The 12,616-nt window shown below is 41.9% G+C and carries 8 protein-coding genes and 5 tRNA genes; 9 read left to right on the plus strand and 4 right to left on the minus strand.

Going from position 1 to position 12,616, the window contains the following annotated elements; genetic code table 11:
• Positions 1-148 precede the first annotated feature (148 nt).
• Positions 149-1,369 (plus strand): GGDEF domain-containing protein, encoded by a 1,221-nt coding sequence (locus OAG1_RS10845; protein ID WP_338626402.1) that lies wholly within the window; start codon positions 149-151, stop codon positions 1,367-1,369.
• A gap of 76 nt (positions 1,370-1,445) precedes the next feature.
• Here the strand turns inward: OAG1_RS10845 and OAG1_RS10850 are convergent, their stop codons facing one another.
• Entirely contained in the window at positions 1,446-2,636 is a 1,191-nt protein-coding gene (locus OAG1_RS10850) for an amino acid aminotransferase (RefSeq protein WP_152784931.1), read from the minus strand.
• A 215-nt stretch (positions 2,637-2,851) separates the two neighbouring features.
• Between OAG1_RS10850 and OAG1_RS10855 the strand changes: the two genes are divergently transcribed.
• Both OAG1_RS10855 and tpiA read left to right on the plus strand, forming a co-directional pair.
• Positions 2,852-3,628 (plus strand): ElyC/SanA/YdcF family protein, encoded by a 777-nt coding sequence (locus OAG1_RS10855; RefSeq protein WP_338626403.1) that lies wholly within the window; start codon positions 2,852-2,854, stop codon positions 3,626-3,628.
• Between the two features lie 115 nt (positions 3,629-3,743).
• Positions 3,744-4,496, plus strand: coding sequence for a triose-phosphate isomerase (tpiA, locus tag OAG1_RS10860; RefSeq protein WP_338626404.1), 753 nt, complete (start codon positions 3,744-3,746; stop codon positions 4,494-4,496).
• A 59-nt stretch (positions 4,497-4,555) separates the two neighbouring features.
• Here tpiA and uvrB read toward each other — a convergent pair whose 3' ends face one another.
• Positions 4,556-6,547 (minus strand): excinuclease ABC subunit UvrB, encoded by a 1,992-nt coding sequence (gene uvrB / locus OAG1_RS10865; protein WP_338626405.1) that lies wholly within the window; start codon positions 6,545-6,547, stop codon positions 4,556-4,558.
• Between the two features lie 655 nt (positions 6,548-7,202).
• On the opposite strand from uvrB, the gene OAG1_RS10870 reads away from it, so the two are divergent.
• The 6 genes from OAG1_RS10870 to OAG1_RS10895 all read left to right on the plus strand — a co-directional run bounded on the left by OAG1_RS10870 (position 7,203) and on the right by OAG1_RS10895 (position 9,686).
• Positions 7,203-7,278 (plus strand) — tRNA-Asn (locus OAG1_RS10870).
• Between the two features lie 30 nt (positions 7,279-7,308).
• A tRNA-Asn gene (locus OAG1_RS10875) sits at positions 7,309-7,384 on the plus strand.
• 34 nt (positions 7,385-7,418) lie between these two features.
• Positions 7,419-7,494, plus strand: a tRNA-Asn gene (locus OAG1_RS10880).
• Between the two features lie 27 nt (positions 7,495-7,521).
• A tRNA-Asn gene (locus OAG1_RS10885) sits at positions 7,522-7,597 on the plus strand.
• 27 nt (positions 7,598-7,624) lie between these two features.
• Positions 7,625-7,700, plus strand: a tRNA-Asn gene (locus OAG1_RS10890).
• A 141-nt stretch (positions 7,701-7,841) separates the two neighbouring features.
• Positions 7,842-9,686 (plus strand): GGDEF domain-containing protein, encoded by a 1,845-nt coding sequence (locus OAG1_RS10895; RefSeq protein ID WP_338621311.1) that lies wholly within the window; start codon positions 7,842-7,844, stop codon positions 9,684-9,686.
• Here OAG1_RS10895 and nrdG read toward each other — a convergent pair whose 3' ends face one another.
• Both nrdG and nrdD read right to left on the minus strand, forming a co-directional pair.
• Positions 9,687-10,157: an anaerobic ribonucleoside-triphosphate reductase-activating protein gene (nrdG, locus tag OAG1_RS10900; protein ID WP_338621312.1), complete on the minus strand. Its 471-nt coding sequence runs from the start codon at positions 10,155-10,157 to the stop codon at positions 9,687-9,689. It lies immediately after the preceding gene.
• Complete coding sequence (gene nrdD, locus OAG1_RS10905; protein ID WP_249483136.1) at positions 10,158-12,278, minus strand: anaerobic ribonucleoside-triphosphate reductase; 2,121 nt, start codon at positions 12,276-12,278, stop codon at positions 10,158-10,160.
• Between the last annotated feature and the right edge of the window lie 338 nt (positions 12,279-12,616).

Here is a 12,616-nt window from a genome sequence, read left to right on the forward strand (position 1 = left end):
AAAATTAGAACAGCAACTGCATAATATCAAAGACTATTATGCAGTTGCTGAAGAAAACTTAGAGGCTAAGCGCGTTATTGCTTCGTTATTGATTCAAAAACTAGTAATAGTTCGATAAAATCGATTCAAACTCAATCACTTGAAATCTATGGAAAGTAGACTTACAAGCCAAAACATACTGCCTCCTGTAATCATCTTATCGATAGCGAGTGCATTGCTTATTTGGCATTCATCTTTATCGGCGAATACTCAAGATATTATCTATTGGATGCCTTACGGTTTAGCAGCAATTACCGCAATGTTAGCTCTGCAATTTAACCGCCGACAACTTATTGCAGTGGTGATTGTAAACACCTTTAGCTATTGGCTTATCGCCAGTTACCTACAGCAACCACTAAGTATTCCGGAAGCAAAATTTGCTTTTACAGCAGTGTGTTTGTTCATCCCGATTAACTTGGTATTGAATCAGTTCATTAATGAAAATGGCAGTACTACCCCAAGAGCAATCGCCATTTATGTTTTTTTGTTAGTACAAATGGCGAGCATATCGCTAGCTCTTAACTTTTTTGTTGCCGACACCGCAGAGTTTATTACCGAATGGTTTGAACCTAGACCTAGAGAAGGTTTAGTAATGAGCTTAGCTGCACTGGGCTTGTCTGTGGTTTGTATCGTCGCGGCTTTTTTTCGCTGGGCGTATAAGTCTACAAGTTTAACCATTGGGTTATTTTTTAGCTTTGTCGCAAGTTTATTTCCGCTGATGTTTTTAGACCGTGAAGCTATCTCTTCGGTATTTTTCACCGCTTCTATGCTCATCATGCTTTATGCTGGATTTAGAGCCTCTCATGAGCTGGCTTACCGCGATGAGTTAACCGGCTTACTTGGTAGACGGATGCTTTTTGAGAAACTCGCTGGTATGTCAAAAAATTACAGCCTAGCGATGGTAGACATTGATCACTTTAAAAAGTTTAACGACACCTATGGTCACGACGTTGGAGATGACGTGTTAGCTATGGTGGCATCTAAACTCGACCAAATTGAAGGTGGCGGCCAAGTATTTCGCTACGGCGGTGAAGAATTCACCGTTCTATTTAAAGGTAAAAAGCTTGATCATGCTATTGCGTTTTTAGATGACATTCGTGAAATTATCTCGGAAACCCCGTTTGCAATTAGGGATAAAACCAGCCGTGATAAAGGTGACAAAACCGCTCGAAACGAAGAAGCCAAACCTAAAAATACCGTTCAAATTACTGTAAGTATTGGTGTAGCAGAAAAAGCCAATCATCACGCCAATGCCGAAGAAGTGATAAAGGATGCAGACAACGCGCTTTATAAAGCGAAGAACAAAGGCAGGAATATTGTTGTTGGTTAAATTAGAATCCTAAAAAGCTAAATAAAAAGGGTTAAACGAGAAACGTTTAACCCTTTTTTTGTATCTAAACCAGTACTTATACTACTGCGGCAATAGCAGCACAAAGCGCTTCCATGTTGTCTTTAGTCATACCTGCTACGCTAATACGACCAGAACCAACGATGTATACGCCATGTTCTTCTTTTAAGGTTTGTACTTGCTCTTTCGATAAACCAGAGAATGAGAACATACCGTTTTGGCGTTGAATAAAGCTGTAATCACCAGTTGCGCCTTTAGCGGCTAAAGTTGCTACGAACAAATCGCGCATTTCTTTAATACGGTCACGCATTTCAGCTACTTCTGCTACCCATTGCGCTTTTAACTCAGCATCTTGCAAAATAGTGGTTACTACCGCAGCACCATGTGACGGTGGGTTTGAGTAGTTTGCACGAATACCAGCTTTAACTTGACTAAAAGCTGTTGCACCTTGCTCTTTATCAGCCGCAACTAAGGTGAATGCACCAACACGTTCGTTGTATAAACCAAAGTTCTTAGAGAAAGAACTGGCTACAAGTAGCTCTTTAATCTGTTTAGCGAAGATACGTAAACCCGCTGCATCTTCTTCAACGCCGGTCGCAAAACCTTGGTAAGCAAAATCGAACAAAGGCAGTGCTTTTTTAGCTGCAGTTAAGTTGGCTAGCTGTTCCCATTGTGCTTGAGTGGGGTCGATACCCGTTGGGTTGTGACAACAACCGTGAAATAGCACCAAGTCACCTTCAGCAACTTGCTCTAAAGACGTCACCATTGCGTCAAAGTCGAGGTCTTTAGTTTCAGCATTGTAGTAGTCGTATGCTTTAACTTCTAAGCCAAGCGCTTTAAAGATGTTACCGTGGTTAGCCCACGTTGGGTTGCTTACCCAAACAGTACGTACACCCAAATGGTTGTAAGCAAATTCAGCCGCGTTATGCAGAGCGCCAGTTCCACCAGGAGATTGAGCGGTAAATCCGCGTTGGCTAGCTACGATTTCACTGTCTTCACCAAAAAGTAACTTTTGAACTTCTTTTCCGTAAGCCGGGTTACCTTCAATACTTAGGTAAGATTTGGTGGCTTCGTTTTCTAAAAGACGTTTTTCGGCGATTTTAACGGTAGCTAAAACCGGGGTTTGACCTGCTTCATTCTTGTAAATGCCAACACCAAGATTGATTTTGTTAGGACGGGCGTCAGCTTTAAAAGCTTCTGTTAATCCTAAGATTGGATCTGCGGGGGCTGCGGATACGCGCTCAAACATATTTTCCTCACTGCTAATTACATACCTGTATGGTGCGAAGATTACCTTAAGTCGCTAAACCTGTCTTTAGTCACAGAAAAAAATTTCGGGAAAATTTTGATTTAACGCATTAATTTGGATTAAGCCGCTATTTTTGGTAATTTTTAAGGTCTGTGATTCCACCGAAGAGTGCAATCAATTAAGATGCCTGTAAGGCTTATGAGAGAAACCACTATATGGATTTAAGTTTAGGTTTTATCGTAAAAAAATGGTTAGGCTCGCTGCTGATGCCGCTTAACATTTCGTTGTTCTTTTTGTTGCTCTCTTTTTATTTTGGCATAACAAAACGTCCCTACCGCGCCGCAGCGACTTTAGTCCCTGCTTTGGCCATATTGTTGGTTACCAGCAACCCTTGGTGGGTAAATCAACAGTTACTAGTAAATGAACGAGAATTAAAAGCGCCAAGCCAGCTTGTCGATAGTTTCGACTTTGTCGTGGTATTAGGTGGTGGTCATATCAGTGATCCAATGCTCTCGCCTACTGAGCAGCTTAGTCGCTCATCGTTTGCGCGTATCACTAAAGGGATTGAGTTAAGTTTAGTTAACCCCCAGAGCCGTTTAATTGTATCGGGCTATGGCGGCAGCGATCCAAACAGCAATGCTGAGCTCATGGAAAAAGTAGCAAGGCAAGCTAACATTCCTCCTGCCAACATTATTACTATTCCTAAAGCTAAAGATACCGAGCAAGAAGCAGCCGTTATTGCTACGTACATAGGACAGCGCCCTACCGCGTTGGTGACTAGCGCTACTCATATGAAACGTGCATTGCAGCATTTCAACAAGTATTCAAGCAATATAAGCCCTGTACCTACTGATTACCTTGGCAAAGAAGTTCAGGGAGAACAACGGCTTTATGAGTTTTTGCCCGATGCGCGCTTTATTCATAGGTATGACGCTGTATGGCACGAAAAACTTGGGATTTGGTGGCAAAAAATACGTACTTATTTTTCTTAATCGTTTGTTTTAGATCAGCAATTTACAGTTTTAGGCAGATAATTTTGCGGAAACACTACGTTTTTGTAATTTATTCACTATAATCGAGCCAATTTATTTAAAGGAGAGACGCACAATGAGAACACCTCTTGTAATGGGTAACTGGAAACTAAACGGTACTAAAGATTCTGTTACCGCATTAGTAAATGGCTTAATCGAACCAGCTAAAGCAGCTACTAACGTGCAAACTGCAATTTGCCCACCAGTAGTATTTTTAGGTCAAGTTGAAGCCTTAGTGGGTGATGCTCCAATCGCTTACGGTGCACAAGATGCAAGCGTAAACACCTCTGGTGCATTCACTGGTGAAAACTCTCCAGTAATGTTGAAAGAATTTGGTTGTACTTACAACCTAGTGGGCCACAGCGAGCGTCGTCAGTACCACAACGAAACTGATGCTGTAGTTGCTGCTAAATTCAAAGCGATTCAAGAAAACCAACTAGTACCTGTACTATGTATTGGTGAAACTCTTGAAGAAAACGAAGCAGGTAAAACAGAAGCTGTAGTTGAAACTCAGCTTAAAGCTGTTATCGACCTTTGTGGTGTTGAAGCATTAGAAAATGCTGTTATCGCTTACGAGCCTGTTTGGGCTATCGGTACTGGTAAATCTGCTACTTCTGAGCAAGCTCAAGCTATTCACGCTCACATTCGTGGCTGGTTAGCAGCGCAAAGTGCAACTGTTGCTGAAAAAGTTCAAATTCTTTACGGTGGTAGTGTTAAAGCTGCTACGGCTAAAGAGCTTTTCTCTCAACCAGACATTGATGGCGCGCTAGTTGGCGGTGCTTCTCTAATGGCTGAAGAGTTTGGCGCAATTATCGCTGCAGCAAACTAAGATTAGTTCTATTAAAAAGCCGCTGTATATACAGCGGCTTTTTTTATGGCTTATTGCAGCTAACTCATTTTTACCAGTTGCTCTTGCAGTTCATTTATTTCATCTCGTACCGCTGCAGCCTGTTCAAATTCTAACTCTTTTGCGTGATTGATCATTTGCTTTTCTAGTTGCGCAATATTCTTCAACATAATTTCAGGAGTAAGTGCTGCGTACTTTGCTTTTGGCTCTGCCGCTTGAAGTACTTTACTCTTCCCAAAGTTACTAATATCAACCACTTTCTTGTTAAGTTTTTGCGGAACTATACCGTTATCAAGGTTGAACTGATGCTGGATTTCTCTGCGTCTATTATTTTCACCAATTGCTCGTTCCATAGAGCCGGTAATCTTGTCGCCATAAAGAATCGCTTTACCTTGAGGATGACGCGCCGCCCGGCCAATGGTTTGAATTAACGAGCGCTCTGAGCGAAGGAAGCCTTCTTTATCGGCATCGAGTATGGCTACCAGCGATACTTCAGGCATATCGAGGCCTTCTCGTAACAAGTTAATACCCACAAGCACGTCAAATACTCCCATACGCAAATCACGAATGATCTCTACCCGTTCTACGGTATCAATATCCGAGTGCAGGTAACGCACTTTAACTTGATGCTCAGTGAGGTATTCACTTAGATCTTCGGCCATTCTTTTGGTAAGCGTGGTCACCAATACCCGTTCATCGATTGCCGTGCGTATACGAATTTCTGACAACAAATCGTCGACTTGAGTATTTACTGGGCGAACTTCTATTTCTGGGTCTAGTAAACCTGTCGGCCTAACAACTTGTTCAACAAACTCTTGGTTAGTTTTTTCTAACTCATAATTACTTGGCGTAGCGGATACAAATATGGTTTGTGGTGCGATTTGTTCAAACTCTTCAAACTTAAGAGGCCGATTATCCAAGGCAGAAGGTAAACGAAACCCGTAATTAACCAAATTTTCTTTGCGCGAGCGGTCACCTTTATACATTGCGCCAATTTGAGGCACGGTTACGTGTGACTCATCGATGATAAGGATACCGTCGGCAGGCAAATAATCTAATAATGTTGGTGGTGGCTCGCCTGGGGCGCGAGTCGACAAGTAACGAGAATAGTTTTCGATACCCGAGCAATACCCTAGTTCGTTCATCATTTCGATATCGAACAATGTACGCTGAGAAATTCGTTGCTCTTCTATTAACTTGTTAGCATCCAACAGCTGTTTTTTGCGCTCGTTTAATTCTTCTTTAATTGATGAGATGGCATTAAGAATGGTTTCTCGCGGCGTTACATAGTGGGTCTTAGGGAAGATAGTCACCCTTGCCATTACCGCCTCTTCAGCCCCAGTTAGTGGGTCAAAGCTGCTGAGCCGTTCTACTTCGCCATCAAACAATTCAATTCTTACTGCATTTTTGTCAGACTCTGCTGGAAATACGTCAATCACGTCTCCGCGAACTCTGAAGGTAGAACGCTGGAAGGCAGCATCGTTACGCGAATATTGTAGTTCTGCTAATCGGCGGAGAATGGCGCGTTGGTCAATCATATCGCCAACACTTAGGTGCAGCATCATTTGTAAATAGGACTGAGGATCACCTAAACCGTAAATGGCCGACACGGAGGCTACCAATACTACGTCACGTCGCTCTAATAAGGCCTTAGTCGCAGACAGCCGCATTTGTTCGATGTGAGAGTTAACTGATGCATCTTTCTCTATGAATGTGTCAGTGGTCGGTACATAGGCTTCAGGTTGATAGTAGTCATAGTAAGAAACAAAAAACTCTACCGCATTATTAGGAAAGAATTCTTTCATTTCGCTATAAAGCTGAGCGGCTAAGGTTTTGTTTGGCGCTAAAACTATAGTTGGCCGATTTTGCTCTGCGATCACATTCGCTACTGTAAATGTTTTGCCTGAACCGGTAACCCCTAGTAGCGTTTGATGAGCGAGCCCATCTTCTAAGCCTTCTATTAGACTTGAAATAGCCGTTGGCTGATCCCCTGCCGGTTTGTATTCCGATACTAGATCAAATGGTTTTTTCACTGCTCTACTACCAATCATCTGAAAGTTTTATCATTGGTCCATTCTACGCAAAACCTAGCGATAACAAAAAGGCGTATTAGTCTTGTACAGAAAATTAGCGTTGTTTAGCAGAGAATATCGCAAACAGAAAATCGGTAGCAGATAACCCTAAATTGTGCACAGTAAGAAGATTGTAACGAAAAGTAATGCACAACACTTTTTTTGTAAAAGCAACAACTTTTTTTACAGGTCAAAAATTGAGCTTTTACACCAATAATTAAATAAGTCCTTGAATAATAGTGATTAAATGAAAAACAGATGTAGATCAAATTTAGGCTCGTGCTAGGTATCTAGTGGGCTGTAGCCCATAAGCGACTTTTAATGCACACAGTTATCCACAAAATCAGTGGATAAGTCTCGCTAACTACCAGCACCAAAGGCTTTTACATATTGTGCATAATTATTAGGCAATCAAGCTTAGCTATAAAGAAATGTGTTTTTATGAATATTAATTATCTGCGCATTTTTTATACCAGCTGAACAAGTTTCGATCTGTAGTTTGCAACAACTGGATGTAAGTTGAGCAAACAAACAGAAATTGTCATTTTTGACGTAGAATTAGTTGACACTTATAGGGGCAATTATTACTATGCGCCCCGCACTTAAGCAAAGCGATTCCCCAATAGCTCAGTTGGTAGAGCGGTGGACTGTTAATCCATGTGTCGTTGGTTCAAGCCCAACTTGGGGAGCCAAATCTCCTTTGCTAAGTGATAAATCAAGATTCCCCAATAGCTCAGTTGGTAGAGCGGTGGACTGTTAATCCATGTGTCGTTGGTTCAAGCCCAACTTGGGGAGCCAATCTTGATTACAATAGGTCAATACCTTATATGATTCCCCAATAGCTCAGTTGGTAGAGCGGTGGACTGTTAATCCATGTGTCGTTGGTTCAAGCCCAACTTGGGGAGCCAATCATATAACTAGATATACCTTACGATTCCCCAATAGCTCAGTTGGTAGAGCGGTGGACTGTTAATCCATGTGTCGTTGGTTCAAGCCCAACTTGGGGAGCCACTCCTTTTATCTAGTAAGCCTTATAATTCCCCAGTAGCTCAGTTGGTAGAGCGGTGGACTGTTAATCCATGTGTCGTTGGTTCAAGCCCAACCTGGGGAGCCACATTTTTATCACTTCCTGTTATACCCTTTCCGATATTTGTTAATCACTAAATAGATTACTTAATCCTAAGCATCTGATAGATAAGTCTAATGTTTGCATGTATCATTATTAGAGATCGCTGATTTATTAAACAGGTAGGATATGAAAGGCCTTAGAACATTTTTTGTTGTAAATGCTTTTTTATTTATCGCGCTATGGATTGCGCTGGTGGGTGTTCATGTACAGTTGTTTAAACTTGATCTGGCCCGTGAAAATCAGCAGATAAACTCCCTGCTCTCTCTGCAATTGACCAGAATTGACCAGCTCAATCAAGAGTATCTAGCGACTTTACGCGACCAACACCAACTTAGTTTTATCTCTACACAGTTAGCTGTTGATAATACTTTGGCATTGGTTGGTTCGCCGCAGCACTGGTTAGTTGACTTAGCCGAACCTAGTAAAACGTCAATGCAAACCATTGCAGTAGATAAGTTCCAAGTAAACTTTAAACCCTCATTTGAATTTGTTAGTGACGGATACTTACGCCTCTACCTAACCATCGCAGCGCTTTGTGCAATGGGCTACATGTTAACCAGCCTTCTTTATATTCGTGCTATGTCTCGGGTTAAAAGTAAGCTCAAAAAGCTGGTTAATGCGGATCGATTAGTTGATGAAAAGCCGGTACTCGGTGCTGTTGGCGAGTTAATCAAGGATCAGAAACAGCAGTTTACTCAGCAAATCCGCCAACAAAAACATGCAATTCAACAACTAGAGAAGCAAGTTGCCCTAGACCCATTAACAGGCCAATTTAATCGGCACTCGTTCCGCCAAAAAATGCAGGAAATGTTAAAGACAACACCTAAAGATACGGTTTTGTTTTTGGTTAGAGCTTCGCAACTTGAAGAAATCAACAAAGCACGTGGCCACCAAGCTGGCGATGACTACATTAGAGATATCGCAAAGATCATCGATGTTAATCGCAAAGATTATTCATCAAGCAGCTTGTTTAGACTTTTGGGAGCTGAGTTTGCCCTGGTATTGCCTAAATTCCCAGCCAGTCGAGTTAGCCAAGTCGCTCAGGCACTCAAAAGCTCTCTAAACGAGTACAGCAACGGTAAGCAAATGCAAAGCGCAGCCTATACCGGCGTAACCGAGCTTAAAAGTGGTGACTCCATTGAACGAGTGATTGCTCGCGCTGATGCGGCCCTAGCTATTGCCCAAAGCCTATCTCCCAATGGCTGGGAAATAGTGCTCGAAGATGACGAAACATTAGAAAGTAGTGAACTTCAATGGCACTCAACTATAAGCTCGCTTATTAACAAAAATAACTTCCGCCTAGCATCACAAGCCATCCAGTCGTTACATCGCACCATGCCGGCATACCATGAAGTATTCATTCGTTTTTTAAGTGACAATAACCAGCAGCTTCCTACCGAAACAACCATGGTAATGGCACAACGCCTAGGCATGATATTAGAACTAGAAAAAGCAACAATTGGCTACATCTTGCATACCATCTCTGGACAAAACGCTGAATACCGCTGGGGGATAAACCTAAGTAAACTTATTTTAACTGACCCAGATTTTTGTTCTTGGCTAACTCAACAGCTACTCACCTACCCTAATTTAAAATCTCGGGTGGTTTTTGAGTTAGAAGAAGAAATTTTGGATATGCACTTGAGCAACGCCAGAAAGCTGTTTGAAGTACTTCGCCGAAACAGTTGCCACACTGCAATTTCAGATTTTGGTAACGGTATTGGCTCATTTAAATTGTTTAAAGAGCTCAAGCCTAACTATGTGAAGATAAGTAGCGATTTGGTGCAAGCACTAGAAAGTGACAAAGCTAATCAGCAATTCGTGAGTATGCTGGTAGAGGTATCGCATCGTTTAGGTTGCCAAGTAATTGCTCAAGGCGTTGAAACCTTAGAGCAAAAACAGCTACTTGAATCTATGTATGTTGATAGCTTGCAGGGCTACTTAATCTCTCGCCCTGAGCTTATCGCTTAACTACTGAAGGGGTTGGCAGTGAATAATTTGGTTACTACTGCCTCGCCATTGTAATTTTGGGTCGGCCAGCTCTTGTTCAAACTTACCGTCAATTAAGGTATCAACTTGCTTAACAATTGCCTGCTGTTGCGGGTTTAATTCTTGAAGTTTATAGCCTGTCCACATCCAAATATCTTTGCCTGCGCACTCTTTTCTTACGCGCTCAACTAGACGTTGTACTGCGTCTAGATTTTTTGGATGTAGTGGATCTCCACCGCTCAAGCTAAGCCCTTTACGTCGAATCCTAGAATCGTTCAAATCATTGATAATCTGTTGTTCTAAGTCATCAGTATACGGGTAGCCAGAATCACAACGCCAAGATTTCTGGTTATAACAACCTCGACATTGGTGCTCGCAACCAGCAACAAACAAGGTACAGCGCGTACCTTGCCCGTTAACTACATCGACCGAGTGGTAACTCAAATAGTTCATTTACAGATGTTTCACTCGGCGTTTAACTTCTTCTTGCTTACCATAGTTAAATGGTCGTGCATCAGGGCTACCCAAATAGCCACATACTCGTCGAGTAACAGACACCTTACTAGACTCGGTATTACCACAAGAAGGACACTCAAAACCTTTACTGGTGCAGTTAAACTCGCCAGTGAAGTCACATTCGTAACATTCGTCAATAGGCGTATTTGTACCGTAATACGGAACGCGACTATAGCTATAATCCCAAACATCCTCTAAGGCTTCAGTATTGTGCTGCATGTTTGGGTATTCACCATAACAAATAAAGCCGCCGCTAGTTACTGAAGGGTAAGGCTGTTCAAAATCTATTTTGTCGAAGGGGTTTACCTTCTTTTCTACATCTAAGTGGAAACTATTGGTGTAATAACCTTTATCTGTTACGCCCTCGATTACACCAAACTTTTTGGCGTCTAATCGGCAGAAGCGATCACATAGGTTTTCACTTGGAGTGCTGTATAAACTAAAGGCGTAACCACTTTCTTTTTCCCAACGTAAAGTAGCTTGTTTTAGTGCAGTAACAATACCGATAGCTTTTTGTTGTAACTGTTTATTGTCGTAAACGTGTTCACTGTTTCCGTATAGCGCGTTCACAGTCTCATGCAAACCGATGTAACCCAATGAAATTGACGCACGACCATTTTCGAAGATTTTAGATACATCATCTTCGGCATTTAACCGAACGCCACAAGCGCCTTCCATGTACAAGATTGGAGCGACTTTGGCTTTAACACCTTTAAGGCGAGAAATGCGGCTATCTAAACCATGTTTCGCAACACTTAAACGTTGTTCAAGTAGTTCGAAGAAACGTTGTTCATCACCCTTAGCTTCAATAGCAATGCGCGGTAAGTTTAAGCTCACTACACCAAGGTTATTGCGACCATCGTGAATGTCTTTACCTTCTTCCTGGTAGTGACCTAAGAAACTACGACAACCCATAGGGGTTTTAAACGAGCCTGTCACTTCAACAACTTTGTCGTAGTTTAAAATATCTGGATACATGCGTTTTGATGCACATTCCAAAGCTAACTGCTTAATATCGTAACTTGGATCTTCTTTCTTATGGTTTAAGCCGTCTTTAATGGCAAATACCAGCTTAGGGAATACTGCCGTTTTGGCATTTTTACCTAATCCGGCAATACGGTTCTCTAAGATTGAACGCTGAATTAATCGCGAGGCCCAGCAAGAGCCTAAGCCAAAACCAAAGGTAACAAATGGCGTTTGCCCATTCGCAGTGTGTAAGGTATTTACTTCATACTCTAAAGACTGGAATGCATCATGACATTCCTTTTCGGTTTGCGCTTTAGCGTAAGCTTCCGCGTCAGCTATTTGCCATTTTTTAGCAGTAGCTAAGTGTTTTTCATGACTTTTGGTGACGTAAGGAGACAGAATCTCGTCGATGCGATTAATTGTTGTGCCACCGTAAATATGGCTGGCAACCTGAGCGATGATTTGAGCGGTGACTGCGGTTGCCGTTGAAATTGATTTTGGGGTTTCAATTTCAGCGTTACCCATTTTAAATCCGCCGGTTAACATGCCTTCTAAGTCGATTAGCATGCAGTTAAACATTGGGAAAAATGGTGCGTAATCTAAATCGTGAAAATGAATTTCGCCAGTTTCGTGGGCTTTTACTACATCTCGCGGAAGCAAATGAGTTTTAGCGTAGTGTTTTGCAACAATGCCCGCTAACAAATCGCGTTGAGTTGGAATAACCTTACTGTCTTTATTCGCATTTTCGTTAAGTAACGCGGCATTGCTTTGTTCAACCAAACCACGGATCTCAGCATTTAACACGCTGCGCTTTTCGCGAGCAACGTCGCGGTCGTGACGATATTCAATGTAAGCACGTGCTAAAGTCTTGTTATCACTTTCCATTAAGTAGTTTTCAACAGATGATTGAATATCGTTGATATCTACTTCAGGTAAGTTCAAAAACTGTTCTGTTACTTGTTGGGCAATTTGCAATGCAACTAGGTTGTCCTTAACACCTAAAGCTTCAGCTGCTTTTAGCACTGCATCAACAATCCGCTTTGCGTCGTAAGGTACACGGCTTCCGTCTCGTTTTATCACGACTGTTTTCACGATTTACGCTCCAATTTCACTCACTCATTAAATAAAAAACTGTGGAACCCGCGCCACTAAAGGCTTCTAACAAAGAAACGCTCAAAAAAGCATCCAATGTGATGGTTATCCATATATTGTGGTTAAGGATTTTAGATCCCACTAGATATAGTAGTCGAGAGATTTTAAGGATAAAGCAAATACAAATGATCGAGATCAACCGAAGGGTAAAAAGTAAATTTAACCGCTCAAAAATGATTCACAACTCACAGCAAATTTTTAGCGCCTTTTCCACATTGAAGTCACGGTTGTTATACGCACCACAAACAAGGATAATAGCGGCTCGTTCCGCTGCATCT

The organism is Agarivorans sp. OAG1 (assembly GCF_037076485.1).
Lineage (GTDB): Bacteria > Pseudomonadota > Gammaproteobacteria > Enterobacterales > Celerinatantimonadaceae > Agarivorans > Agarivorans albus.